We start from the raw sequence: 26996 nt of genomic DNA on the forward strand, positions 1-26996 counted from the left end.
CCTCATCTGCACATGCCCGCCCATGTCAGAATACGAAGAAGCCGCAGAGTAATACACAAACAAAAACCCGCCGGACTACCGGCGGGTTTTTTGATCTCGTACAGATCAGAGCTTTATGCGGAACGCTGCAAAGCCATCTGCACCTTCTCCCGCATCTTCGATGACAACGCCTTTAACATCATTCATGTAATCCCGCGCTTTTGGCCCGGTTTCAAACAATACGGTCGTGTCGGTGAGCGGCGCAAATGACCAGTTGGCATCTGCTTTAGGATCAATTGTACCCTGCTCGACAATATAGCGGACGATGACATCCCGGTTGGTGTCCGGAGCCTCAAAAACAACTGTGTCACCCTTTGCGCCGGGGAAAGAGCCCCCGCCCGATGCTCGGTAGTTATTGGTGGCGATAATGAACTCCATGTCATCCGTGACCGGTGCACCATTAAAGGCAAGGTTCACGATCCGGGCTGCATCTGGATTAAGTTCTTCGCCTTTTGGACCAAAGCGGGACGGCTGTGAAAGGTCGATCTGATAGGTCACACCGTCCATCACATCGAAATTATATGATGGGAATTCCGGGTTCAGCAGGATCGCGTCTTCAGAACCTACCTCAACCTGATTGAACATGCCCGCCGAACGTTCAAGCCAGCCTCGAACCTGCGCCCCGTTTACCCGTACGGCACGAACTGTGTTTGGGTAAAGATAAAGATCGGCCACGTTCTTGATCGCAACGTCACCGACGGGAACATCAGTGTAGTATTCCGGGCCGCCACGGCCGCCAGCCTTGAATGGCGCCGCTGCCGAAAGGATTGGCAGACCCTCGTGCTCGGTGCCTTTCATCATCTCTTCGACATACCATTTCTGCGCGATCGAAACGATCTGCACAGACGGATCATCGGCAACCAATGCGAAATAGCTGTGCAATGGGGCCGAAGTCTTACCCACAGCGCGGCGGACGTAGGCCAGCGTTTCGTCGTGATCTTTCGCCACCGAGTCGAGAACCTTTTGATCATCTCCGACCAGCGCAGTTATTGACCGATCTTCGTTGCGTTTGGAGATCGGCCGTGCCTCGGAAGTGGTGGTGACCACACGCCAGACGTTACCATCTCGTTCCAGCAACAGATCAAGCAGGCCAAGATGCGATCCCCAGAATCCACCCATGACGGCGGGCTTACCCATCAAAGTTCCGGTTTCCACGTCAATACCGGGACGGTCCGCAAATGTTGGAGATGGGAAGACCAAATGGTTGTGCCCGGTGACCAAGGCATCGATACCGTCAACACCGGCAAGAACGACCGAGGCATTCTCCATTCCTTCCGAATGATCGGCCTCACCTATACCTGAATGCGAAAGTGCTATGATCAGATCACAGCCTTGCTCTTTCATCTCGGGTACGTAAGCCTGCGCTGTCTCGACGATATCGCGGGCTTCGACATTGCCTTCAAGGTGTTTACGATCCCAATTCATGACCTGCGGCGGAGTGAAACCGATGACGCCGATCTTGATCGGATGTTTGGAGCCGTCCCCCATTTCAATCTCGCGATCAAGAATGGCATAGGGCTTCACCAGAGTTTCGTCATCGCGCGGGCTGGCCCCTTTTTTCTTGGCAATATTGGCCAGAACCACTGGGAAGTCGGCCCCGGCAAGCGCTTTATCAAGAAACTCCAGACCATAGTTGAACTCGTGGTTGCCCAAGGTGGCGGCATCATAGCCGACCGTGTTGAATGCAGTGATAATCGGGTGGCTGTCACCCGCCTTCATTCCACGCTCATAGGCTATATAGTCACCCATCGGATTGCCCTGCAGAAAGTCGCCATTGTCAACAAGAAGCGAGTTAGTCGCCTCTGATCGGATGCCGTTGATAATAGATGCCGTGCGTGACAGGCCCACGGTGTCCCGTGGTTTATCTGCATAGTAATCATAAGGGAAAACATGCACATGGATGTCTGTTGTTTCCATGATCCTTAGATGAGCCTGATTGTTGGCAGCAGACGCAGAGAACGGATGCAGAGTAATCGCAGCTGCACTGGCTGTCGTTGTGGCAAGAAACTTACGGCGAGAGAGCTTACTGCTGGAAAAGGGCATATCACACCTTTCTGGAAATATGTTCGAAACGCTTTGTAGATGGCGATTGTAACAAAGATGAATAAAGATCACCTAAGCCGATCAAGCATCGAACTATGGTTAATATTGACGATACTGTGCCGACAAACCCTAAGAGCGTAAAGCTCATCAAGGTCTCAATTTGGAATTTATTTTGTGGCATTAGCCAGACCAAAACTGATGAAGCGCAGGCAGGTATCCGGCAAATCGACGAACACCCCAGAATTACAAGTGCTTAGCGATCAGCGCATAATCGATTTGACGCGAAACGGGTTCAAGCTTTCGCTGAACTGTTCAATAAACTCCAATGTTATCAAAGATGGCTGTTTCAATATGGGGCGTACTAAAGAAAGTGTATGAGGTAACACCGGTACGAATGGCCTGTAGCACAGTCCAAGATGGGCATATTGAACCGCATCAAGTTCGCTCACTACTGAGACACCCGCACCTCTTAAGGCGAGTTCACAGGCAGCTGTAAATTGCCTGACCTCAATGTGAGAGTTCAGTGAGATATTTGCGCTTTGAAACGCTTTCGAAAGGCGCGCAAAAAAGTCGCTATCACGGCGGGTGTGAATGACTTTCTCGTTCTCAAGCTCTTTGGGTGTAACTTCGGAAACGCTTTCCAGCTCGTGACCGCTTGGAAATACACAAACCGTGCGTAAGTGCACATCTGTATTTTGCACGGCCGGGTGGCTGATAAAACTGTCGGTGATCCCAAAATCATATTGTTCACCGATCATCCATTCAAGAATGCGCTCGGGCCGATCCGGCTCGATTGTCATGGTGACGCCTGGGCGGTCTTTCAGAAATTCGGCGACAACTTGTGGCAGGTGGCTGGTTGCAAATCCGGGCAGGCAAGCAACGCGAATATGTCCCGCCTTTCGTTGCGTGATATCCTGGCTGACGTCGGTGATCTGCTTCATCAGCTCCAGAACACGCTCTACGCTGGGCTGCAAATACCGAACTTCCTGCGTCGGCACTAACCGCCCCTCGCGGCGATCAAAAAGCTGAAACCCAAGTGACTTCTCCAGATCAGATATTAATCGGCTCACAGCTGGCTGACTGACCCCAAGATCAGTGGCTGCAGAAGTGATCGATCCATTGGTCGTCACTGCCATAAGGGCTTCAAGCTGTCTGATTCTCAGGGTTTGTCGCATGTTTGAACCAGTATTTCCCAGTTTTTCGTTCACGAATATAATGCCGTATTATTTTTTTTATCAATACTAAGGTCTTGAATTATATTTCTGTAACGCTAACGTCGTGAAATCGTCATGTGTGCCGTTTACCCGTAGCGGTCGGTATTCAACGAAGCATCGAACCTGATGCATGGGAGGAATCATGAAAAAGAGATTTTTCGGCGCTCTCGCCGTAGCAACTGCCTTGTCCCCTGTAGCGGCAATGGCTCAAACCGAAGTCCAGTTCTGGCACGCCTTTACCGGCCGTCTTGGTGATCTGGTGAAAGCCCAGGTTGAAGAATTCAACGCGAGCCAGGACGAGTTTGTCGTGGTTGAAAGCCACAAAGGTAATTACTCGGAAACGCTGAATGCAGGTATCGCCGCGTTCCGCGCTGGCGAACAGCCCCACATTCTGATGGTATTCGAAGTTGGCACCGCAACAATGATGTCCGCTGAAGGCGCCATCAAACCAGTCTATGAAGTGATGGCCGAAAGTGGCGCGTCATTTGATCCCGACGCGTATATCGGCGCTGTAAAAGGGTATTATACCACTACCGATGGCGACATGTTGTCATTGCCCTTCAACTCTTCCACACCCGTTCTTTGGGTCAATCGCGATGCGATGGAGGCAGCAGGAGTCGATCCTGATACCGATCTTTCCACTTGGGAAAAAGTTGGCGAGGTTCTTGATCAATTAAAGGCAGGCGGTGAAGAATGTCCGCTTGTCACTGCTTGGCAAAGCTGGGTTCACTTGGAAAACATGTCAGCCTATCACGATGTACCATTTGCATCGAAAGATAATGGTTTCGCCGGTCTGGACACCGAATTGATGCTGAATGGCCCGGTGCAAGTGGCCCACCTAAGCGCAATGGGTGATTGGGCCAAGGACGGTAAATTCATCTACACCGGTCGAAGAAACGAAGGTGGAGCCAACTTCCGGGCCGGAGAATGCGCCTTGTTCACAGAAAGCTCGGCGGGCTACGCGGGCATCAGCTCGGAAGCTGAGTTCGATTTTGACGTACGGCCCCTACCCTATTGGGAAGGTGTCACAGCCGAACCTCAGAACACCATTATCGGTGGTGCCTCCCTGTGGGTGATGGAAGGGCACGACCCCGAAGCCTACAAAGGAGTTGGAGAGTTCCTGAGCTTCCTGTCATCGTCAGATGTACAGGCCAATTGGCACCAGAATACCGGCTATCTTCCGATTACTGCTGAAGCGGGAGATGCAACCCGCGCGGCAGGATTCTATGAAGACAATCCCGGCACAGATATCGCGGTTATCCAGATGACTGCGAAAGAACCAACCGCAAACTCAAAAGGTCTGCGTTTGGGGTCATTCGACCAGATTCGCGGAATCATTGACGAAGAGCTCGAGGCCATCTGGTCTGGTGACAAAACGGCTCAGGAAGCGATGGACAGCGCCAAGGAACGTGGCGACGCGTTGTTGCGCCGGTTTGAATCAGCCAATCAATAAAAATGATATCATGCGGGCCTTTAACGGCCCGCATTTCTTTTTTGGTGGGACACTAAATTGGAAAAACGCGTCACCTTTCGGGGCTGGTTGCTGCCTCTGCTTCTGATCGCACCTCAGGTGATCGTCTCTGCCATATTTTTCTTCTATCCAGCGGCGCAGGCAATCTGGCAGTCGCTGTTTATTCCTGACCCGTTTGGGCTGTCATCTCAATTCGTCGGGCTCGGTAACTTTGAATTCCTTCTCAGCGACAAATTCTATCGTGCATCCTTCTTAACAACGGCGATCTTCTCGACGCTTGTCACCTTGTGCTCGATGATTCCGGCACTTTTTCTTGCAGTCATTGCCGACAGGTTGATCAAAGGCTCGGGTGTTTACCGTACCTTGTTGATCTGGCCCTACGCAGTCGCACCTGCTGTTGCTGGTGTGCTTTGGCTTTTCATGTTCAACACACGCGTCGGAGTTGTTTCCTGGTATCTTGGCCAACTCGGCTATGATTGGAACCACGTTCTGAATGACGCCGAAGCAATGGGGCTGGTCGTTGTCGCATCCGCGTGGGGGCGCATCAGTTATAACTTTTTGTTTTTCTTTGCGGCGCTGCAATCCGTGCCAAAGTCTGTCATCGAGGCAGCCGCAATCGATGGAGCGCATTTCTGGCGCCGGTTCTTCACAATTGTTTTGCCACTGCTGTCGCCTACGGCCTTCTTTTTGCTGGTGGTCAACGTCGTCTATGCGTTTTTCGAGACATTCGGTGTTATCCACACAATCACCGGAGGTGGTCCGCAACAAGCCACAACGATCCTGGTCTACAAGGTGTTTTCCGATGGGTTCGTCGGGCAAGATCTTGGGTCTTCGTCGGCACAATCCGTCATCCTGTTGATCGTGGTTGGTTTGCTAACGGTGATCCAGTTCAAATACGTCGAAAAAAGGGTGCATTACTGATGGCGGCCCAGCAACACGGAATGGTCGAGAAACGAGGCGCGGGTATCTGGCTAACCCACGCCTTTATGGTCCTGGGCGTCCTGATCATATTCTTTCCGATCTGGCTGGCTTTTGTTGCCTCAACAGTATCCCAGCCTGAAATCGTCTCGCCCCCTATGCCGATCTGGCCGGGTGATCAATTTTGGGAGAACTACCGAGCAGCCCTTTTTGCCGGAGTAAACGTGCCTGTCGCTACCATGCTGTTCAACAGTCTGGTGATGGCAATCGGTATTGCCGTTGGCAAGATTGTGATCTCACTTCTGTCGGCCTTTGCAATCGTCTACTTCCGCTTCCCGGGACGAACGACCTTCTTCTGGCTGATCTTTCTGACACTGATGTTACCTGTCGAAGTGCGGATTGTTCCAACATTCGAAGTTGTGGCCGGTTTTGGCATGCTAAACAGCTATTACGGGCTGATTTTCCCATTGATCGCCTCAGCCACTGCCACTTTCCTGTTCCGGCAGTTCTTTCTGACAATCCCGGATGAACTTGCTGAAGCGGCACGGGTAGATGGTGCGCGGCCGATGCGATTTTTCGTCGACATTGTAGTGCCGATGAGCAGAACCAACATCGCGGCCTTGTTCGTAATCCTCTTCATCTATGGCTGGAACCAATACTTATGGCCGTTGCTCATCACCACGGATCCCGAGATGAATACCATTGTGATGGGCATCAAACAGATGTTCCCATCCGGCGATGATGTGGCCGAATGGCCCGTCATCATGGCAACTTCGATACTGGCCATGATCCCGCCGGTTATTGTGGTGGTATCGATGCAAAAACTGTTTGTTCGCGGCCTTGTCGATAGCGAGAAGTAAGAAATGGCAACTGTAACCCTAGAAAACGTCAAAAAGAGCTTTGGCCCCACAGACGTCATTCATGGTATCGACATTGATATCGCAGACGGAGAATTCATCGTTATCGTCGGGCCTTCAGGATGCGGCAAATCCACGCTTTTGCGCATGGTGGCAGGTCTTGAAACCGTGACTTCGGGTGAAATCCGCATCGGAGACGAGCGGGCAAATGACAAAGAACCGATGGATCGGGATATCGCGATGGTATTCCAAAACTATGCGCTATACCCGCATATGTCTGTACGCCAGAACATGGGATATGGACTAAAAATTGCCGGGTTACCTAAGGCGGAGATCGATCAAAAGGTGACCGAAGCAGCAAAGCTGTTGCAATTGGAACCTTTGCTAGACCGAAAGCCCAGACAGTTGTCGGGCGGGCAGCGGCAGCGGGTTGCAATGGGGCGCGCCATCGTTCGTGAACCAGCCGTGTTCCTTTTTGATGAACCGCTTTCGAACCTTGATGCGAAACTACGCGTTCAAATGCGCCTAGAGATCCGCGAGCTTCAGGAAAAGCTGGGGATTACGTCCCTGTATGTCACACATGATCAGGTCGAAGCCATGACGATGGCAGACAGAATGATCGTAATGAACGGCGGGATCGCCGAGCAAATTGGTACACCTCTGGACGTCTATGAATCCCCAAAAACCCTGTTTGCGGCTCAATTCATCGGCAGTCCCGCGATGAATATCTTTGACGCGCGGCGTGTAGGTGGAGTGATCAAAATTGAAGACGTGGAAATTGGTCCATCTCAAGGCCCAGATACCTCGGTAAAACTGGGAATCCGGCCAGAACACCTGTCAATGGATGAAAATGGCCCGCTGGAAGCCGCAATTCAGATGGCTGAACCTTTGGGCGCAAATACGCTGCTACACGGTCGCCTGACAGGCAGCCATAATGTGATCACAGCAAGCCTCCCCGGCGTACACCCAATCGAAGGGCGGCATCCTGCGGTAAAGTTCTCGGTCGCCCCCGAGCAAATGCACCTGTTTGATCCGGATACCGGTAAGCGACTTGAGGATTGATGGCCCTCTGGGCGGTTTTATGGTCGTTGATCACTCAATATGTCGGTGCACAAAGCACCCCTAACCCAGATATCGAAGCGCAAGCTTGCGTGTTGTATCAATGAATCTCTGATTTCGGAGTTCAGAGCCTTCTTCCGACAGTTTGTCGACTACCCAACCCACGTAGGTCGCCGCACGCAGCAATAAAAAGAGATCAAGCGCGCTGTCATCCAGGGGTCGTTCAGACCGGTAACCCTCGAGCAAAGCCTCTTGCAATTCAGGATAGTCTGGCTCCTGCAAATTCTTGAGTAATGTCGTAGCCAGATCAAACAGGCGAAACCCAAAGCCACTGTCGTCAAAATCAATGAGTTGAAGACGATCTCCATCAACCAGAATGTTTTCGCGCACCAAATCCGCATGGATCAGACCGTAGTCCAACGTATCTTCCAGTTGGGTCAATTCGGTCGCCATCTTTCCGCGCAAAGCCTCAAACAATACGCGGTCCTCGGCAGACAAAGTCGGGTTTTCCCAGAATCTGCCCCACAACGGGTTACTCCCCAGCAGACCATTCCGATCCCAGGAACATCTGTCAAAATCGTCAGGCAACACCCACCTGTCCGAAACGTGATGCAACCGTGCCATTTCACGCCCGATGCCTAGGAATAGTGAGGTTCGGTCTTTTGTCTCCAGCGGCTGACCCGTTGCGCCCATTGGCGCACCGTTCAGCCAGGACAAAACGTCAATTTGGACCCCATCAGCGATATGCAGAAAATCTCCTGACGCCGAGGCAATCGGTGCTGGCACATGTAAACCGCCGCGCGATACCGCATCCATCCACTGAAGTTCCGATCGCAATTCCTCATTGGTACGATACCCCGCTCGATGCAATCGCAGCACATAAGAGGAACCATTGATATCGACGCGGAAGACCTGATTTTCGCGGGCCGCGATCAAATGGTAAGATGCACCCTGCATCCCCCACAGCTCCAACGCCTGATTAACTGCCAAATTCATGCGTTTAGCGGAGTTTTGGCCAGAACTTCATCCAGCGTATCAAACAAAAGATCTGCGTTCTCGATCGAGAACGGCATCGGTGGACGTATCTTCAGTGTGTTCTTGTGACGCCCCAGCTTTGAGTGAATGACGCCCCGTTCCCGCATGCCATTGATTACTCGATCTGTGAATGCACTGGCGGGTTGCTTCGTTTCCCGATCCAGTACCATCTCGGCGCCGAAAATCAGACCTGAACCGCGTACATCACCAATGAACTCATGCTTTTTCGCTAATCGAGTTATCCTCATACGAGCGTGCGCGCCGACTTTTTTGGCGTTTTCAAGCAGGTGCTTGTCCTCGATTTCTTCCAATACGGCAATGGCTGCAGCGCAAGAGACCGGGTTGCCCCCGAACGTATTGAAATAGCGATAACCTTTTCTGAATGTTCCCAGGATTTCCGAGTTGGTGACAACCCCTCCGATCGGATGGCCATTCCCCATCGGTTTACCCAATGTCATGACATCCGGCACCACGCCCATCTTCTGATGCGCCCACATATGCGTGCCTGTACGACCAAACCCGGATTGAACTTCGTCGCAAATCAGCAGTCCACCCGCCTTACACACAACCTCGGCAGTAGGCTTCAGCCAACCGTCCGGATTATCCGGGAAACCTTCGTTCAGAAAATACGGGCAGACAACCAATGCGGCAAACCCGATACCTGATTTTTCAAGCTCGGCAATCTGCTCAGCTACAGATTCTGCAAATCTCATCCCCTCGGGATCAGGGTTGCGATAGCTGTCTGGCGCAGCGACAAAACGAAAAAATTGACCAAGGCCAAATCCAACCGTCGGAACGTTTGATTTGCTAAGCTGGCTGACGAGTGAGGTATTGCCATGATAAGTCGCATCCGTTGCGATGATTCCACGCTTGCCGGTCATACTTTCGGCCATTCGCAGGGCAATATCGTTGGCCTCGGAACCAGTGCAGGTCAGAATGGCGGTATCCAGATGGTCATCCACGGTGCTGGTCAGCTTTTCGACATAGTCGAGAATGCCGTCATGAAGATATCGCGTATGAGTGTTCAGCGTGCTGGCCTGACGACAAATCGCATCGACCACGCGCGGGTTGCAATGCCCAACATGTGGCACATTGTTGTAGCAATCCAGATACTTGCGCCCGTCGGCGTCCCACAGCCAAACACCCTCGCCCTTCACGATGTGAACTGGGTTGTCATAAAATGTAGAGACATTCGGACCCAGCAGTCGGGCGCGATCTGCGATCAACTCAGCGTTCGATCTGGTCAATTGTTACCCTCCAGATGAGGTTACACTTTGCGCACAACGCCCTCAGCGACCCATTCGTCGAACTGTGCGAGAACGGCATCCGCAAAGGCCTGATCATTGATGTGCGCGTCAATCTCGGTTGTATTTACGACCGCAGGCATGACATTACGTGCCTCGTCAATAAGGGCGGCAAGACCCTCGGGATCGTGGGCCTCCTGACCCTCGCGATCCCATTCCTCAACTCCACCAACCGGTAGGAAGAAATGGGTCGGACCAGTGGCCTGTTCTAGACGTTTTGCCATCTCCCGGATTCCGTTGCGACGTTCATCCGCGTTGAACACAGCACTCTTTATCAGGCGGTTATGCTCGTGGAACGGGCGGTCGGAAAACTGCGGGGGGATGTCTTGCCAACCCGCAAAATCCAGCAAGTCCAGCGCGCCCGGAGCAACCATTTGCGGAATTCCGGCCCGGCCCGCATTGGTCAGGCGATCTTCGCCTGATGAGACCAGCGAGCCCGCCAACATATTGGCAAATTCCTGCATGCAGAAATCCATCACGCACGCAAAGGCGCCTTCTCCCGCGAGCTTTTCGAACGCCATACCCCCCATCCCAGTCGAATGAAAAACGGCCACATCAAAACCGCGGGCTTCCAGCTCCGGTTTCAGGATCTTCATGTAGCGCAAACAGCTTGAACCCAGTGACGTCATACCCACCACCGGGCGTTCGGACTTTGGTGGCTCAACAGCACGCGCTGCACCAAGTACAGCCCCCGCAGCCTGCGAAAGAGAGGAACGACAGATCGCGTTCATCCCGTACAGGCCTCCGGCCCACAAGATCATCTGGATGTCTGGTGCTAAGCGATGTGGTGGGATCAATGGGGAAAAGCTGACGGTCGACACAATGTATTTAGGCACTCCCATGGGGATCGCTTGCGCACAATCGAGCGCCAAATCGGTTCCCATTGTGCCACCGGTTGCCAACATGGCATCAAAGCGCCCTTTGGACAGGGCGTCGCGAACGACTTTGGCGGCCCCTTCTGACATAACGCGAAAAGCCTTGTTTTCATCGCCCAACGCGATCACGTCTTCGATGGTCATATCGCATGCTGCAGCAACATCATGTTTGGAAATGTCCGTGGGTTGGGACGGGTCGCCCAATACGGAAACATCCATCGTCAGAACATTTCCCCCCTGCGCTACGATGCATTCCTCTAGATACCGCATCTCTGGGTCTTTGGTGTCGTAGGTCCCGATCAACAAAATGGTTTTGTCACCCATGGGGGCTCTCCTTTGAAGTTCCGGGATCAGAGTTGAATCCACGCTGTTTTCAAATCGCTGTATTTCTCCAGCGCATGAAGGGATTTGTCGTGGCCATTGCCGGATTGCTTCACCCCACCCAAGGGAACAGTGAGATCCGAACCGCCATATGTGTTGATATGCACCACACCCGAGCGGATGCCTGCCACCATCCGGTGCGCACGGCTGAGGTTAGATGTCCAGACGCCAGCGGACAGTCCATATTCTGTACTGTTGGCCAGTTGAATCGCCTCTTCCTCTGTTTCAAACGGGGTCACGGCCAGAACTGGGCCGAACACCTCGTTTCGAAACAGAGTGTCTGTCGAGCGGACTCCCGTCATAACGGTCGGGGCCATATAGTAACCACCAGTGTCCTTTAGAATTTGGTCACCACCAAGTTGTAGTTCAGCACCTTCCACCTGCGCCTTTTTGACAAATTCAAGGTTCGCATCCAATTCGGACAGGGAGTGCACCGCTCCAATGTGGTTGTTCAGGTCTAGAGGATCCCCGACCTGCATCGCTTCGGTGTTCTCGACTAACTCTGCGACAAAACCGTCATGAATATCTGCCTGAACAAGCAAACGTGACGCCGCAACGCAAATCTGACCTGAGTTCCGGAATATCCCCGCGGCCGACACTTTCGCCGCCTGCGCAAGATCAGTTGCATCATTGAATACGATGTTCGGGGATTTTCCACCAAGTTCAAGGTAGCAACGTTTGAGGTTTGAACGCGCCGAATACTCAAGCAGCTTACGCCCCGTTGCGCCCGAACCCGTAAATACAAGAATGTCCACATCCATCGACAGCGCCAGGGTCTCGCCCACGACCTGACCCGAACCTGTGACGACGTTGAAAACGCCATCTGGAATACCCGCCTCGACCGCCAGTTCAGCCAGTTTCAACAGCGTCAAAGATGCGCTTTCCGCAGGCTTCAGAACTACCGAATTCCCCGCCGCCAAGGCCGGGGCCAGCTTCCACGCTCCGATCATCATCGGCATGTTCCAAGGCACAATCGCCCCGACGACACCGACCGGCGCATGGTGGATCAGCCCAAGGACATTTCCGGCAGTGGGTGCGATCTGGCCATAGACCTTGTCTATTGCCTCGGCGTAGTAACGGAAAGTTCCAGCCGCAGACATGGGTTCGGCCTTCATGGCCATCGTTATTTCGGTGCCATTGTCACGCACTCCCAGAACCGCAAGCTCCAGCGCATGTTTCTCGATCAGATCGGCAAGCTTCAGAAGGATTTTCTTACGCTCAGATGGTGCGCGCCGTGCCCAACGACCATCTTCAAAAGCCGCCCGCGCGGAAGCGATGGCCGCATCCATATCAAAAGGTGTACCCTCGGCAATCTGCGTCAGAACCTGACCATCTATCGGCGACAGAACGTCGCGTGTTCTGCCTTCATTCGAAGGGACAGAACTCCCATTGATAAAATGGTTTCGGGGCGTCAACACCTTGCCGCGAAGAGCGTCGATTTCTGACTGGATCATTAAAGGATTACCCTTGTTGGTTTGGGTGGTCGGCATCAACAGGCTCAGCCGTAGGCTCGGGCCGCAACTTGTTTCTGAACTCGAAATACAGAGTGCGGAAATGAAGGATCAGGATCAGCAGTATCAGGCCAAACAAGATCGCTGCGATTGGCCGGTCGACAAAGTCGAGTGGGGTTTTCACCCGCGCCATGGCGCTACGAAGTTTCACCTCCATGATACCACCAAGAACCATTCCAAGAATGATTGGCACAATCGGCAAATCCAACCGTTTCAGAATAAGGCCAAAGACACCAAAACCCGCCGCAAGCGCACAATCTGTTATCGAGTTCCTCAGCGAATAAACACCAACAAAAGACAACACCAATATCACGATCCCCAGAAAGCGAGTTGGTATCTGGATAATCTTGAGAAGCAGGTTTGTCGAAAACAGCAGGAACACCAGAACGATAACATTCAACAAGATCAACGCCATATACAGCGCCATCACAAAGTCCATCTGAGATTCAAACAGCTGAGGGCCAGGAATGACGTTGTGGACATAAAACACCGACAGCATCATCGCCGTCAGCGCTTCACCCGGAATGCCCAACGCAAGCAGCGGGATCATCGCAGCACCCGGCACTGCGTTATTGGCCGCCTCGGATGCCACCAGTCCCTCGGGTGATCCATTGCCAAACTTATCGGGATCATTCGAGGATTTCTGAGCATAGGTGTATGACAAAAACTGCGAGGTGAATTCGCCAGTGCCTGGCACCATACCCATGAGAACACCAATGCTTGAAGACACCGTCGCGACGCGCTTGACGCCCAAAAGCTCTTTCAGGCCCGCAAAAATGCTGCCGCTGACATGCGCTTTACCGGGTGCATGGTTCTTTTCCAGAAGCAACAGCAACGCCTGACTGATCGCAAACAGGCCTAAAACCACAACGATCAAGTCGATACCTGAAGCAAGCCAACTTTGGTCAAATGTGAACCGACGCGTGTACTTGACCGGTTCCAAACCCACAGTGTTCAGAAAAATACCAAAGGCGGCCAGCATTCCCGCAGCAAATATTTGTCCGCGGTGGGCAAGCACCACCAAAATAGTTCCCAGCAAAGCGGCTAGAAAAATTTCGCGGCTACCGAAATGCGGTGCAATCAAAGCCAGCACCGGCGACAGGATCATCAGACAGATGATCGAGAAGACCCCACCAAAGAACGAGGCCGAGTATGCCAGTGAGAGCGCCCGGTGCCCCTGCCCGCGTCTAGTCATGGGGTAACCGTCATAAGTCGTCAGCGCGTTCACGGCCGTGCCTGGCGTGTTGATCAAAATCGCCGGGATTGCGCCGCCATACATGGACGACCCGTATATTCCGAGCAGCAATGTCAGACCGACAATCGGCTCAAAAGCAAATGTTGCTGGCAATAGAATTGCGATTGCAACGGGCGCACCAACTCCGGGAAGAGCACCTATTATGACCCCGCCGATTGACCCGATCAGCAGCGCAATAATTACCTGCCATTGCGCCAGGATCGAAAGACCAGAAAATAGAGTTTCCATTTCGAACCTCAGAGATATGTCAGCGCAAAGGCGCGAACGCTGTCGGGCAGATATTCATAAACAGCACCAGCAGGGATTTTGACCTGTAGGAAGGCTCGGAATACGACAGTGACAAAAACGCCGAACAAAGCCGCGATGCAGACTGTTCTCGCGTCCCGAAACCCAGTTCGTAACGCCAGAAAAACAGCAAACAAAACGGTCGACGGCAGGTATCCCAAAATGGGAACCAGCATCACGTAAACCAAAAAATATGCGACATATTCAAACGATCGCAGCCAGAACCCGACTTCTGTCCAGCGACCAAGAAGACGGGGGGACATGGCTGAGCTCAGCCAGTGAAGGAACCCAAAGATGACCATCGCCCAGAGCGAGATCATTGGCCAGAGGTTGGGCTGGGCAAACCATTTGGTCCGCTTTACGGCTTTGGTCTGCTCGCCCAATTGCGTCAGAAGAAAAACCGAAAAGCCAAGGAAGAGCACTGCGAATACAACATCACCAGGTCGGCGATACCGTTTGAACATGTCCTGTAAGGTCTTCGCGATCATCTAAACCTCTCCCCTGATTGAAAAAGGCCCGGCAGATTTGATGCTGCCGGGCCAGTCTCATGTTATTCGCCCAGAATCTCTTCGATTTTGGCGAACGAGGCTTTGTCTTGTTCGATCTGTGCGTTGGAGGTATCTGGATCCTGCCAGTAGATCAGCGCACCCGTTTCCTCGGCAAGCTGCTTGGCCTTATCGGAACTCAGGGCCTTTTGCGCGGCTGCGGTGATCTTTTCACGTGCATCGGCTGGAGTGTCTTTGTGCACGAATAGACCGTTCCAAAGTGCCAAAGGCAGATCAGGGTTAAGTTCAACAACGGTTGGCGTGTCAGGAACCAGCGATATCCGCTCTCCTCCGATGCTGGCCAGGACGTTCACCTGATCCAAGCAGGGAAGTATGAGTTGAAGCGTGGTGTTGATCACATCCACGTCGCCCGAAGCCAATGTGTTGCAGTCCAGTGCGTCGAAAGCGGCTTCGCTCGCGAAATCAAACCCGCTGCTGACAGCAGCTGCAAATGTTACCTGTGTGGGTGGCAGCACAGAGCCGAAATGCCCCAATGCAACGTCGTTTTCCTTACCGTGCTCTACCAATTCCGCCCAAGTCGAAAAGGGCGCATCCTTGCTGGATGCGATCACAAATGGGTAGGTCAGGAAAATGCCAATCGGGTCAAAGGGATTGGGGTTCAGCTCGGGAATACCAATGTCAGGGCCGATCACCGGTACACCTATGACGAAAGAGCCCACTGTATATCCATCCGCCGGAGCTGTAGCCACTTCAACCGCGCCGGGAAACGGGCCTCCGCCACCGCCGGGCTTGTTAACCACTGCTGCGGGAACACCGTACATCGCCTGAAATTCGTCGGCGATGAGGCGGGTAAGCACATCCTCAAGGTCACCCGGTGGCCATGGCACAACAAAAGAAACGGGTTTTTCAGGATATTCAGCCAAAACAGCGCTGGCACTTAGGGCCATTGCTGCGGCAGTAGCCATGAATTTTTTCATTACGTCCTCCCAAGCGGTTCATATTTTGAAACACAGTATCAATTTTTTTATTGCTGTGTTAAGCTTTATTGTTGCTGTGTTAAGCTCTTTCTGTCAAGATAATTGTGAAACAAAGGACTGGATCATGGGGACTGCACTGAAAGTACTGAAACTTTTGGATAGCTTTTCTCTGCAACAACCTGAGCTTGGGTTGTCGCAGATTGCTCGGATGAATCAGATCAACAAGGCGACTGCACTGCGGTATCTGACGAATCTGGCGGACTACGGCATGGTCGAACAGGACCCACAATCCAAACTGTATTCGATCGGAACCGCCCCCCTTCGTTTGGCCAATCTACGAGAGGCCGCCAAACCACGGCTGACAGCGGCCCGAAAAATTATGAAGGCGCAGGTGCTGAAAGTGCATGAAACGATGCACATGTCACTTTTGAAATCCGATCTACTGCAAACCACTTTGGTTGAAGAAACACAGGCTCATTCCGTTCGCATAAGTATCGGCGCCTCTGAAATTTTGCCTTTGCATGCGACCGCCTCGGGCATCGTTTCACTGGCGTTTGGCCCCAGAAATCTATTGCAACACGTACTGGATGGGTCGCTACCAATCTATTCCGAACACACCCTGACAAACCCCGATCGCCTGATGGATCTGGTCAATGAAACACGGCAGAAAGGGTGGTGCGAAAGTGTGAGCGGCTATGAAACAGGCGTACACGGGTTCGCCGCACCGATCTTCGGCGAGGAACAAACCGCGATTGGAGCCATCGCCTGCGTCATTCCGCAGCCTCGGGTCACATCGGACCTGCGGAGTGCCGTGCTCGACGCACTGAGCATTGCCTCAAAGGAGATCACATCAGTCTATGGCGGACAGTTTCCTGCCACCTACCGCCTGAATCAGTTGCAGACCAGTTGATACCGACACGACGACAGAGAGAGCCATGAAAGACTCAAACTTCCTGAAAGAAAACAACGCGCGATATTTCTGGCATCCGATGGCCCATCCGGCGGACAGTCAAAAAAACCCTCCCACTATTCTAAGTGGCGGTGAAGGGGTCAGCATCGTGGATGTTGATGGCCACCGGGCACTGGATGCAGTCGGTGGTCTGTGGAACGTGAATCTGGGCTATTCCTGCGAACCAGTAAAGCAGGCGATTGCGGACCAGTTGAACGCCCTACCCTACTATTCCACGTTTCGTGGGACCAGCAACGACAAGGCAATCGAACTATCCTATGAGCTTGCGCAGTTCTTTGAACCTGATGGCCTGACACGCTCGTTTTTCACGTCGGGCGGTTCGGACTCGGTAGAGATCGCCCTGAAAATGGCCCGCCAATACCACAAAATTCGCGGTGAGGCCGGCCGCACCAAGTTCATCAGTCTGAAGCAGGGTTATCACGGCACGCACTTTGCAGCTGCGTCGGTCAATGGTAATCAAAAGTTTCGCGCAGCCTACGAGCCCATGTTGCCGGGATGTTTTCACGTCCCCGCGCCTTGGACCTATCGCAACCCGTTTGATGAGACCGATCCAGAACGGCTAGCGCAGCTTTGCGTAAAAGCGTTAGAAGCCGAAATCGCATTTCAGGGTGCGAATACCGTTGCGGCGTTCATTATGGAACCCGTTCTCGGCGCAGGGGGAGTGATCCCACCACATCACAGCTTCATGCCCATGGTGCGCGAGGTTTGCTCAAAACACGGGATTTTGTTGATTTCGGACGAGATCATCACCGCCTTTGGTCGAACAGGCAGCGAAAGCGGTGCGCGGCATTGGGGCGTGAAACCAGACATCATGACCACGGCTAAGGCGATTACCAATGGCTATTTTCCCTTCGGTGCAGCGTTGATTTCTGGCGAAGTGGCCGAGGTGTTTGAAACCGACACCACTGGTCTGGCATCGGTTGATCAGGGGTATACATATTCGGGCCATCCAGTCGGCGCAGCGGCAGCACTTGCCGCACTGTCCGAAATTAACCGCCTTCGGGTCTGGGAAAACGCCGCCGCCCGCGGAGACGAACTCTTTTCCGGATTGCAAAAGCTGACTGAAAAATATGACGTCATCGGTGACGTGCGTGGGGGTGAGGGCCTCATGTGTGCGCTGGAATTGGTCTCAGACCGCGAAACAAAGGCACCGATCGCGAAACACTTGCCTCTGCAGGTACAAAAAACAGCCTATGAAGACGGTGTAATGGTTCGTGTGTCCGGCAATAACATCATCCTGTCACCACCTCTGGTGATCACTTCGGAAGATGTGGCCAAAATCCTCTCGGCGCTTGATACCGGACTGGCCAGTCTCTGACTTGTCTACTGACCTCGTTTTTTCCCAGGACGGGGTCAAACTTTAACCTCTTGCAGCTCCTCGAGAAGATCCAGAAGTTGATCTAGCTTTTCACGCCCCAGCTGCGCTTCGATATTGTTCGATATTGCAAGCGATGTGGCGAGATTGTTCTCTAATATCATTCGACCCGCGTCGGTGATCTGCACCATAGTCCGGCGCTTGTCCTCGTTGTCTTGACGGCGCGTAATCTGCCCGTCTGTCTCCATCGTCCGTAGAATTCGGGTCACACTGGGTAAAAGCAGGCAAGCCTCATGTGCAATAGTGCTTTGCTCCACCTCTCCCAACTCATCCAGTACGCGCAGAATTCGCCATTTCTGTTCAGTCAGGCGAATACCCTGCAGCATATCCCGGATGGGTGCCATAACAGTTTCACGCGCGCGCAAAAGCGCAATTGGAAGAGATCGGGCGGTACTTTTGGTATGAGACTGAGTATTCATATGACCTTCTTAATCGCCAATTCTTGGTTTGCAAAGTTTAACAAGGCAAGTTCCTGCGACCGTGCCCGTTATTGTAGATTTATCTGTAACTAGCGCCCGCCGCTTCGGAGAATTTCCAGCAAGCCCTTTCAAGCGAAATGTTCCAACTGCGGCCAGTTAAGGCCACGATTTGGACACTATTATGGCTATTATCTTTTATTGTTGATGTTACGATCCGCTATTGGGAGCTATCTGAACCATGGTGCCAGCCGAAAACTCGGTCGCTATCGTTATGCCTTGCCTGAACGAGGCGGCAACGATTTCTTCCTGTGTAATCAGAGCGCAACAAGCCTTGCAGATACTCGCTGAGCGATACCAGATATCAGGCGAAGTAATCGTTGCAGACAATGGCAGCACGGACGGCAGTCAAGCCCTAGCTGAAAAGGCCGGTGCCCGGGTCGTAAACATTCAAGAACGCGGTTATGGCGCTGCCCTTATTGGTGGTTTTGCCGCAAGCGACGCCACTTATCTGGTGATGGGCGACAGCGATTGTTCCTATGATTTCGTCGAAGCGGTTCCGATGATCGAAAAGTTAATGAATGGTGCCGAATTATGCATGGGCAACCGGTTTCGTGGCGAAATCAAGCCAGGCGCAATGCCCTGGAAGAACCGTTATATCGGCAACCCGGCCTTGTCGGGCATTCTTAGAATTTTGTTTCGCACTGGTATCGGTGACGCCCATTGTGGCATCCGCGCCATCCGGCGAGAGGCATTGGAGCGGCTCAACCTATCTTCAACCGGCATGGAGTTTGCTTCCGAAATGCTGCTGAAATCTGTGCTGCGGAAGCTGAATATAGCCGAGGTTCCTGTAACCTTGTCCCCTGACGGACGCGGTAGGGCACCACATTTGAATCCGTGGAGAGATGGGCTTCGGCACCTGATATACATGTTCTTGCTCAGCCCAACCTGGCTGTTTCTGGTGCCTGCACTGGTCCTGTTCCTCGCAGGATTTGCAATCACCGTTCTACTGCAACTTAGCGGAGATCAGGAAATGGCGCTGATCGGTGGCTTCAGGATCGGCGATCACTGGGCCGTCGCGGCGAGTGCAGCCATGGTCCTGGCCTTTCAGACGGTGGTGCTGTGGCTGGCGGCACTGATGTGCAGCTATCGGGATGGGCTACGACTGCCAACAGAACGCGCTCGGGTCTTGTTGGGATATTCGCGCTTGCAATATTGGATTCTGGCCGGGCTTGTCCTGACATTTGGCGGCTTGATCTGGGCAGCCACTATCACCTCTGGCTGGATTGCCTCGGACTTTGCGGCATTGAACGAGATGCGCACTTTGATCGCTGCGTTCACGATGATTGTTATTGGGGTGCAAACGTTTTTTTCCGGGTTCTTGCTGTCTATGATTGCGGGCAATCGCTCGCGTCATTCAGCGGTTCTACCCGAACGAGGGAATGTCTCTGCCAATCCCGATCTAATGGCGTTGAACCAACCAACATGATTTTCGGTTGATCTGCCTATTCCATTGGATCTGATGGTTACTGCCAACGCGCGGCATCCGATCGCAGCGTATCAGCCTCACACCGTTACAAGCTGCCCACGTCGGAGTTCGAGGGTCTCGGGCGCCAACGAGAGGCGGAACGCAGGGGCATGACTAACCAATAGAATTGCCTGAGGTAATCCCTGCAAAATTTCCAGAAGCTGTGCTTCATTCTTGGCATCAAGCGCGTTGGTCGGCTCGTCCAATAGTAACGCCTCAGGCTCCATCGCGAGTACGGTAGCAAGCGTCACCAACCGTTTTTCACCACCTGATAATTTATGCGTGATACGGTCACGCAGATGCATCAGATCCAGATCGCTCAGCACTTTGTCAACGGTGGCAAGCGCGTCGGTCGTGCTGCGCCCAAGATTGAGCGGGCCAAAAGCAATATCTTCTGCCACGGTCGGGCAAAACAACTGGTCGTCAGGGTCTTGGAACACCAGTCCTATGCGGCGGCGAACCTCGTGAAAGTCGGCCTCGACACACCTATCCTTACCAAAGATGTTCACGCGCCCAGAAGAGGGCGCTTGAAGGCCAAGGACAATGCGAAAAAGTGTGGATTTTCCTGATCCATTTGGACCTGCAATCGACAACCGTTGACCGGGCTCAAGCCGCAGCGCAACCCCGTCCAGAATCGGGGCCTGACCCGGGTAAGAAAAGCAAATGTCTTCGAGATTAAGGATCGTCATTGAAAATCCAGAATAAGAAGGCTGACACAAATCGCACACATCATCGTGGCAAACCAATAATCCCGTCGGGTCAGGTTAAATTCCTGCAACAACAGAAGCCGGCCCGAAAACCCTCGGCACTTCATCGCATCCAGAATGCGCTCGGAACGTTCAATGGCGCGGATCAGCATCATACCGACCAGATAACCAAAGCTGCGATAGGTGTGCCAGTTGGTTCCCGGCCGGAAACCTCTGACCTTCATCGCGCCGCGCAGACGCAGGTACTCTTCGCGCAGCACCTCGATATAGCGGATCGTGAACATCAACAGATGCACAAGCACCTCCGGGCAGCGAAGTTTGTGCAATGCATGACCTAATGTGACAGGCTCCATCGACCCTACCAGGACCATCAGCGCCAATATCACGGCGTTTGCCGTCAGCGCGATCTCAATGGCTTTCCAGAACCCCTGCCAGCTTGCCGCAAATCCAAAGAGGGTGAACATGGTGTCTCCGGGCATGGAGAATGGCAAAAGCACCAACATGAAGATGATAAAGCTGTCCATCATCGCCATACGTTTAAGAGTTCGGCGAACGGGCAACCGTGACATCAGCAACAGCCCGATCGAAAATGAAAGCGCGATCAACAATGAGGGGGTTGAACTTAGTGCAACGGTGACGGCGGCAAAGAGACATGTTATCGCGATGCGCATCCGCGGATCCAAATCCGCGATCACCCCGTAGGGCTCAATCCCACCTGCCTCGGCCAGAGTTTTGGCCTGGGGTTCCAGCGCATGTGCCATCAGGCGGCCAACTTGCGACGTGCGGCGAAATAGAACCCGACACCAAAGAGACCAACGATATACCCGATGCCCCCCAAAATACTTTGCATATCGTTATGTTCGCGATAGGCGGCAATTTCTCGGCGCAAGGGGCGGGTTTCGTCGCGCACCACTTTAGCAATCGCGGCGCGTTCTTGATCGGACAGAGACGCAACCATCACGGTTCCAACGCTTGCAACAGTCGTCGGCTGAGCACCGATCTCCGCAACCTCAACGGCAACTCCCATGATTTCGGCCACCTCGTTTGCGGACATGGTCACTTCAGCCACATGGCCCGCGCCGAGATCGGCCTTGAAGGTATGCGCAACAGGTTTTGTGGGGATATACAAAAAGAATCCGTCTCCATCGGTAACGGTGTGACCTAGTTCAGCACCATCGGGGCCGTAGACGAAAACTTCCTGGTCGCTTGCCATATCGCCATTGGAGAGCCCCAGCTCACCCTCGATCGCTTCGCCAGCGGGGAAAACCCCCGCGATGACCTTGTGTGCGAGGGCCGAAATCGGTGTGAGCATCAGCGTGGCAATAACAACCAGTTGTTTCATGTTAAAACCGCCTTTTTGAACAGTTCCGGTTTCACCTTGCGCGCCAACATCACGGCAAACCCCGTAAGCATGGCTTCAATGCCCATAACCGGTATATGGGCGAAAAACACCAGCTTGGCCGCAGGCAGGAACGCGTCACCGGACATCGCCAGCGAAATGGCAACAAACGCGGTTGTGGCTGCGATTGAGAACGCCCCCCCGATACCGCCCCAAATCGCCCCCTGAATGGCCGAGCCTCGGGCGATGAGGCGGCCAAAGATCATCCAGGTCAGTACCGCCGGAAGGGCAATATTCAGCGTATTTATCCCAAGCACAGTCAATCCGCCAAATCCAAAGAATACAGCCTGTAACAGCAGCCCTACAAACAAAGCCGGAAAGGCGGCCCAACCGAGCAAAAGCCCGGCCAGGCCATTCAGGATCAGATGCACAGAAGATGGGCCAATCGGCACATGAATCAGCGAAGCAACGAAGAAACTGGCTGACAGAACACCCGCTGTGGGAATGCGATCCAGATCCAGCGACCTCAACCCCATTGCAATCCCGCCTGCAGCAGCGATCGCACCGCCGATTACGACAGGGTTCGAAAGAGCACCATCTACAATGTGCATAAGGGTTTACTCCAGATCCCAGGCGCGGATCCAGATCACGGCATCCTGGCTCAGCTCTTTACCTTCATGCTCGGTTTTCGGACCAGAGCCCAAAGCGGCGAAACCCCAGTAACCGGCTTTGGGTACACCAAAACTGAAATAGCCATTCTCGTCCGAAATCGCTACCAGCGCACCACCTGGCAGCGGTGACACCGTCGGTGCAGCGGCGCCCGTGCCTTTGAGGTCAGGGGCGGCGGCGATGTATTCGATCTCAATCTCGACCCCTGCAACTGGTTTGCCATCGCTCAGCACGCGACCCGTGAAAGTTGAGCCAGCAATGATGTTGTAGGGCTTGTTAAGCGGCAGGATTTCTGTTGCCAGACCTTGCGGCTGATCCCAGTCGGTGGGCAGTTCATTTCGGTTCAGATAGGCCTTGGTGATCTGCTGGATATAAATATCCTCAGATTCTTCGTAGTAAGGCGTAGGAACGGTCACCACCACATAGTCGCCCGAACGCTTCACCGGGACCGAGCCTTTGAACGCCTTGGCGCTGTTGTCTGGGCCGTCAAATGTGGTTTCTTCCAATGTGGCCAGCAGATCGGTTTTATTGCCGTTGTGGATCACATAAAATTCTTCCGGTTTTTCAAGCGTCATCACATGACCAGCTTCAAACGGGTGCCAGAATATCAGCTTTACCGGCACATCACCGGGTCGCTCGATCATCGTGTTTTCTGTGTATTCCATTAGGAAATGAGCGCTCGCAAACGCAGGCATCACTGCAGCAGCTGCTGCTGCCAAAAGCAATTTCTTCAAAACTCAGTCCTTCTCAGGTCGCGCCTTCCCCGGCACATATTTGGTTTTGACTTGGGGAAGGCCCGCGTCCGTTCGTCGACCGAGACAAACGGATAAGGCGCACACCCCGTCGCCGACAATGAGCACCCTTTCCGAGGGCGCGTGTTCGGCAGGTCTCCTGACTTGCGGGTCAAAGCGCTATGCTGGCCTTCCCGGGATATCCCAGTGGCATTGTCAGCCGCGCTCGCCGCTTACAGTTGCGGGGGCAGTTGCAGATTTGGCGCGAAGAGCACCGCACTACATTCCCTATTGCTTCCAGGGGAATCCCCCGGAACCGAACATGGCGTGTTCATGCCAGAACATGCAAAGCACGGTCAACAATCGTTTCCGTCACTAAGCGGGCCATTTGCGAAATTAGAGTACCCACATTCGCTCGACCAGCATCGGATCGATCCTGACAGCTTCTTCACAGCCGTATTACAGCCATCTTATCTTGCGTCATGTCATGCATGGTGTAGCCGATACCGCCGGTGTTGTACCCTGATTGACGGCGACCCGCGAATGGCATCCAGTCGACCCGAAAAGCAGTATGATCGTTCACCATGACGGCCGTGGCGTCCAAATACCGCACGGCATGCATTGCTGTATCCAGGGATTTGGTAAAGACCGACGCCTGAAATGCAAAAGGAAGAGCGTTTGCAGCTTCGTATGCAGCACTAAGATCATCATATTCATAAACACAAACGACCGGCCCGAAGATTTCGGAGGTGGACACGCTCGCATCAGCGGGTGGGTTTAGAAGGACAGTCGGAGCATAGGTCGTTCGGCCCAGCCGTTTACCCCCTGTCATTACGCGGGCACCTCCCGCAACCGCTTCGTCTACCCATTGTTCTACTCGATCAACTTCACCCGGACGGATCAGTGGCCCACATTCCACGCTGGCGTCACGGGCATCACCCACCTTCAGCGCTGAGGCGGCTTCTGCCAACTTTCGAGCGACCGTTTCCGCCATCCCTGATGGAGCAAAAACACGCTGAACCGAGACACAAACTTGACCGGAATGATAAAATCCACCCTTGGTCAACAAGGGGATCATGGCATCAATGTCGGCTGTCTCATCGATGATAACTGGCGCCGCTCCGCCGTGCTCCAACGCGCATCGCGTCCCCGGCGCCAGCTTCGAGCGCAGCATCCAACCGACACGTGCCGATCCGATGAAAGAAAAGAATCCGACACGCGCGTCCGTGATCATCCGTTCAGCTACATCATTTTGGCAAATCGTCAGATGGCACCACTCCTTTGGTAGGCCAGCCTCGTACAGGATGTCGACAAATGCTTCGCATGACAGTGGTGTATCAAGTGCCGGTTTGACGAGGACCGGGCATCCAGTGGCCACAGCCGGCGCCACCTGATGTACGATCAAGTTCAACGGATGGTTAAACGCGCTTGCGGCAACCACTACGCCGATAGGTTCACGCTGTGTAAAGGCAATCCGACCCGATCCTGCCGCCGTCAGATCCATCGGTATTTCCCGACCCGCCATCTGACCGATCTCATGGATACACAGCTCGACACCATCAATGGCACGCGTCACTTCGATGCGCGCGTCAATCAAGGGTTTGCCACCTTCGCTGGCGATTAGCATCGCAAGGTCTTCCGCGCGGCCGGACATGATCCGAGCTGTATTCTTCAGAACCTCAATCCGCCTGTAAGCAGGCAACCAAGTGCCTCGATCACGGTGCAGACCGTGTGCCACATTCAGCATGACATTGATATCGTTCCAGCTTTTAACCTCGACACTGCCGATTTTCTCAAGATCAAACGGGTTCAGAACTTCAACAACATTACTCATATCAGACAGACCTTCGCCGCAAGCTCATCAATGAGAACGCGTTGGTTTTCACTGTAATCGACCGGCAAGTTGATCAGATGCACACCACCTGCTTCAAACGCTTTTTCAAAGGTAGGCACCAGATCTTCTGTCCTTTCGACCCGATGACCCGTAGCACCATAGCTGTTAGCGTATTGCACAAAATCAGGATTCTTAAATTCCAATCCCCAATCATCAAACCCCGCATGCGACTGCTTCCAACGGATCATTCCGTACGAGCTGTCATTCAGAACAGTAACAACAAGATTGAGGCCAAGACGAACGGCGGTTTCAATCTCCTGGCTGTTCATCATGAACCCTCCGTCACCGCAAATGGCCATAACCCTACGCTCAGGATATAGCTTCGCTGCCATCATGGCCGAAGGTAGGCCTGCCCCCATGGTCGCAAGCGCGTTGTCCAGCAGAACCGTGTTGGGTTGATAGGCCTGGTAGTTTCTGGCGTACCAAATTTTGTAGATACCGTTGTCCAAAGCGATGATATCGCAGTCCCCCATGACTTTACGTGTGTCAGCTACAAACCGCTGGGGGATGACCGGAAAGCGCGGATCATCAGCGCCTTCTGATGTGTGTAGATCGGTCTCGTTTTTGACCCGCTGGAAGTAACTTCGGTCAAATTCCAAAGGTCCTTGCAGGAACTCCCCCAATTTGGAGATGGATTGCGCCAGATCACCAACCACTTCAACTTGAGGGAAATAAACTTGATCAACCTGCGCGGCCTTGTAGTTAACATGGATCACTTTGGTGCCGCCCTCTTCCATAAAGAACGGTGGTTTTTCCACAACATCGTGACCCACATTGATGATCAGATCAGCGCGTTCGATGGCGCAGTGCAGATAATCACCATCCGACAGAGCGGCTGTGCCCAAAAACAGTTCGGACCGCTCATCCACGACACCCTTACCCATCTGAGTATTGAAAAATGGGATCTGGGTATCGTTCACGAACTTGCTCAATGCGCTGCGGGCGTGTTTTCGGTTCGCCCCGGCCCCCAAAAGCAAAAGCGGCATCCTGGCAGCACGGATCATCTCAGCCGCTTCGGTCAGAACTGCATCACCGGCCACGGCATAGTGACGCTGATGCGGTTCAAGAACATGCTCAGAAGTCTCTTCGGCTGCAATGTCTTCCGGAAGTTCCAACAAAACCGCGCCGGGGCGCTCCTCTTGCGCGACACGAAAGGCTTCGCGGATCAATGAGGGGATTGTGTTGCCGTGTACGATCTGTTTGGACATTTTGCAGATCGGATCGAATAGCCCAACAATATCGACAATCTGAAACTGGCCCTGTTTCGACTTCTTGATTGGTTTCTGCCCCGTGATCATGATCAGCGGCATACCACCCAGATGAGCATAGGCCGCTGGTGTAGCAAAGTTCGTTGCCCCCGGCCCCAGCGTCGCCATGCAGACTCCGGCCTTACCCGTCAGACGACCGTAGGTCGCAGCCATGAATGCCGCGCCCTGTTCGTGACGCGTTAGAACCAACTCTATTTTTGAGGTTCTTAGAGATTCCAGAACATCCAGGTTCTCTTCTCCCGGAACAGCAAAGATGTACTCAACACCCTCCGCCTCAAGCGCTGCGACCAGCAGATCAGAAGCTTTGTTAATTGGCGATACGATTTGGTCATTATTAGACATGTAATCTCCTGATTTCACGACAGATCG

The 26996-nt window shown here is 53.3% G+C and carries 24 protein-coding genes and 1 riboswitch; of the genes, 7 read left to right on the forward strand and 17 right to left on the reverse strand.

The annotated features are described in order from the left end of the window. Positions 1 to 105: 105 nt before the first annotated feature. On the reverse strand, positions 106 to 2082 hold the full coding sequence (locus tag ACR0JR_RS17180) for a bifunctional 2',3'-cyclic-nucleotide 2'-phosphodiesterase/3'-nucleotidase (RefSeq protein ID WP_480457160.1): 1977 nt from the start codon (positions 2080 to 2082) through the stop codon (positions 106 to 108). Positions 2083 to 2342: 260 nt separating this feature from the next. Further along, a complete protein-coding gene (locus tag ACR0JR_RS17185; protein WP_480457161.1) occupies positions 2343 to 3257 on the reverse strand; it encodes a LysR substrate-binding domain-containing protein in 915 nt (304 codons plus the stop codon). A gap of 181 nt (positions 3258 to 3438) precedes the next feature. Between ACR0JR_RS17185 and ugpB the strand changes: the two genes are divergently transcribed. The 4 genes from ugpB to ACR0JR_RS17205 are packed head-to-tail and all read left to right on the forward strand — an operon-like array spanning position 3439 to position 7604. Beyond that, positions 3439 to 4749, forward strand: coding sequence for a sn-glycerol-3-phosphate ABC transporter substrate-binding protein UgpB (gene ugpB, locus ACR0JR_RS17190; protein WP_010443485.1), 1311 nt, complete (start codon positions 3439 to 3441; stop codon positions 4747 to 4749). 57 nt (positions 4750 to 4806) lie between these two features. Next, positions 4807 to 5688 (forward strand): sn-glycerol-3-phosphate ABC transporter permease UgpA, encoded by an 882-nt coding sequence (ugpA, locus tag ACR0JR_RS17195; protein WP_010443484.1) that lies wholly within the window; start codon positions 4807 to 4809, stop codon positions 5686 to 5688. A gap of 20 nt (positions 5689 to 5708) precedes the next feature. Continuing rightward, complete coding sequence (ugpE, locus tag ACR0JR_RS17200; protein ID WP_010443483.1) at positions 5709 to 6545, forward strand: sn-glycerol-3-phosphate ABC transporter permease UgpE; 837 nt, start codon at positions 5709 to 5711, stop codon at positions 6543 to 6545. Between the two features lie 3 nt (positions 6546 to 6548). Further along, positions 6549 to 7604, forward strand: coding sequence for a sn-glycerol-3-phosphate import ATP-binding protein UgpC (locus ACR0JR_RS17205; protein ID WP_480457162.1), 1056 nt, complete (start codon positions 6549 to 6551; stop codon positions 7602 to 7604). 60 nt (positions 7605 to 7664) lie between these two features. Here the strand turns inward: ACR0JR_RS17205 and ACR0JR_RS17210 are convergent, their stop codons facing one another. The 7 genes from ACR0JR_RS17210 to ACR0JR_RS17240 form a co-directional block, all read right to left on the reverse strand. Next, positions 7665 to 8597, reverse strand: a complete 933-nt coding sequence (locus tag ACR0JR_RS17210) for a phosphotransferase enzyme family protein (RefSeq protein ID WP_480457163.1) — start codon at positions 8595 to 8597, stop codon at positions 7665 to 7667. Next, on the reverse strand, positions 8594 to 9883 hold the full coding sequence (locus tag ACR0JR_RS17215) for an aspartate aminotransferase family protein (RefSeq protein ID WP_480457164.1): 1290 nt from the start codon (positions 9881 to 9883) through the stop codon (positions 8594 to 8596). Before ACR0JR_RS17215 ends, ACR0JR_RS17210 begins: the two co-directional genes overlap by 4 nt. Before the next feature lie 20 nt (positions 9884 to 9903). Then, entirely contained in the window at positions 9904 to 11139 is a 1236-nt protein-coding gene (locus ACR0JR_RS17220) for a Tm-1-like ATP-binding domain-containing protein (RefSeq protein ID WP_319544467.1), read from the reverse strand. Between the two features lie 26 nt (positions 11140 to 11165). After that, positions 11166 to 12650, reverse strand: a complete 1485-nt coding sequence (locus tag ACR0JR_RS17225) for an aldehyde dehydrogenase (protein WP_480457239.1) — start codon at positions 12648 to 12650, stop codon at positions 11166 to 11168. Positions 12651 to 12657: 7 nt separating this feature from the next. Beyond that, a complete protein-coding gene (locus tag ACR0JR_RS17230) occupies positions 12658 to 14190 on the reverse strand; it encodes a tripartite tricarboxylate transporter permease (protein WP_480457165.1) in 1533 nt (510 codons plus the stop codon). Between the two features lie 8 nt (positions 14191 to 14198). Next, the gene (locus ACR0JR_RS17235) at positions 14199 to 14735 is read right to left on the reverse strand and encodes a tripartite tricarboxylate transporter TctB family protein (RefSeq protein WP_480457166.1); all 537 of its coding nucleotides are present in this window, start codon (positions 14733 to 14735) and stop codon (positions 14199 to 14201) included. Positions 14736 to 14797: 62 nt separating this feature from the next. After that, a complete protein-coding gene (locus ACR0JR_RS17240) occupies positions 14798 to 15730 on the reverse strand; it encodes a tripartite tricarboxylate transporter substrate binding protein (RefSeq protein WP_480457167.1) in 933 nt (310 codons plus the stop codon). 124 nt (positions 15731 to 15854) lie between these two features. Between ACR0JR_RS17240 and ACR0JR_RS17245 the strand changes: the two genes are divergently transcribed. Together ACR0JR_RS17245 and ACR0JR_RS17250 are read left to right on the forward strand one after the other, a co-directional pair. Continuing rightward, complete coding sequence (locus ACR0JR_RS17245; protein WP_170543858.1) at positions 15855 to 16640, forward strand: IclR family transcriptional regulator; 786 nt, start codon at positions 15855 to 15857, stop codon at positions 16638 to 16640. Between the two features lie 25 nt (positions 16641 to 16665). Beyond that, positions 16666 to 18018 (forward strand): aminotransferase class III-fold pyridoxal phosphate-dependent enzyme, encoded by a 1353-nt coding sequence (locus ACR0JR_RS17250; protein ID WP_480457168.1) that lies wholly within the window; start codon positions 16666 to 16668, stop codon positions 18016 to 18018. Between the two features lie 35 nt (positions 18019 to 18053). On the opposite strand, the gene hpaR is transcribed toward ACR0JR_RS17250, so the two are convergent. After that, positions 18054 to 18494 carry a homoprotocatechuate degradation operon regulator HpaR gene (hpaR, locus tag ACR0JR_RS17255; protein ID WP_170543853.1) on the reverse strand — a complete coding sequence of 147 codons (441 nt, stop codon included), beginning with the start codon at positions 18492 to 18494 and terminating at the stop codon, positions 18054 to 18056. A gap of 238 nt (positions 18495 to 18732) precedes the next feature. Here hpaR and ACR0JR_RS17260 point away from each other — a divergent pair, with 238 nt between their 5' ends. Continuing rightward, on the forward strand, positions 18733 to 19980 hold the full coding sequence (locus tag ACR0JR_RS17260; RefSeq protein WP_480457169.1) for a glycosyltransferase family 2 protein: 1248 nt from the start codon (positions 18733 to 18735) through the stop codon (positions 19978 to 19980). Positions 19981 to 20057: 77 nt separating this feature from the next. Here the strand turns inward: ACR0JR_RS17260 and ACR0JR_RS17265 are convergent, their stop codons facing one another. The 7 genes from ACR0JR_RS17265 to ACR0JR_RS17295 form a co-directional block, all read right to left on the reverse strand. After that, positions 20058 to 20708 carry an energy-coupling factor ABC transporter ATP-binding protein gene (locus tag ACR0JR_RS17265; protein WP_480457170.1) on the reverse strand — a complete coding sequence of 217 codons (651 nt, stop codon included), beginning with the start codon at positions 20706 to 20708 and terminating at the stop codon, positions 20058 to 20060. Next, the gene (gene cbiQ / locus ACR0JR_RS17270) at positions 20705 to 21487 is read right to left on the reverse strand and encodes a cobalt ECF transporter T component CbiQ (RefSeq protein ID WP_480457171.1); all 783 of its coding nucleotides are present in this window, start codon (positions 21485 to 21487) and stop codon (positions 20705 to 20707) included. Before cbiQ ends, ACR0JR_RS17265 begins: the two co-directional genes overlap by 4 nt. Next, on the reverse strand, positions 21487 to 22068 hold the full coding sequence (locus ACR0JR_RS17275) for a cobalt ABC transporter permease (RefSeq protein ID WP_480457172.1): 582 nt from the start codon (positions 22066 to 22068) through the stop codon (positions 21487 to 21489). The genes cbiQ and ACR0JR_RS17275 overlap by 1 nt, the downstream gene beginning before the upstream one ends. Then, positions 22065 to 22676 carry a cobalt transporter CbiM gene (cbiM, locus tag ACR0JR_RS17280; RefSeq protein ID WP_010443467.1) on the reverse strand — a complete coding sequence of 204 codons (612 nt, stop codon included), beginning with the start codon at positions 22674 to 22676 and terminating at the stop codon, positions 22065 to 22067. Before cbiM ends, ACR0JR_RS17275 begins: the two co-directional genes overlap by 4 nt. 6 nt (positions 22677 to 22682) lie before the next feature. Beyond that, positions 22683 to 23468: a DUF4198 domain-containing protein gene (locus tag ACR0JR_RS17285; protein ID WP_480457173.1), complete on the reverse strand. Its 786-nt coding sequence runs from the start codon at positions 23466 to 23468 to the stop codon at positions 22683 to 22685. A 130-nt stretch (positions 23469 to 23598) separates the two neighbouring features. Next, positions 23599 to 23801, reverse strand: a riboswitch (cobalamin riboswitch). Positions 23802 to 23913: 112 nt separating this feature from the next. Next, the gene (locus ACR0JR_RS17290; protein WP_319544457.1) at positions 23914 to 25299 is read right to left on the reverse strand and encodes an aldehyde dehydrogenase family protein; all 1386 of its coding nucleotides are present in this window, start codon (positions 25297 to 25299) and stop codon (positions 23914 to 23916) included. Continuing rightward, positions 25296 to 26969 carry an acetolactate synthase large subunit gene (locus tag ACR0JR_RS17295; RefSeq protein ID WP_480457174.1) on the reverse strand — a complete coding sequence of 558 codons (1674 nt, stop codon included), beginning with the start codon at positions 26967 to 26969 and terminating at the stop codon, positions 25296 to 25298. Before ACR0JR_RS17295 ends, ACR0JR_RS17290 begins: the two co-directional genes overlap by 4 nt. Positions 26970 to 26996 lie beyond the last annotated feature (27 nt).

This window comes from Ruegeria sp. AA3 (assembly GCF_056542905.1).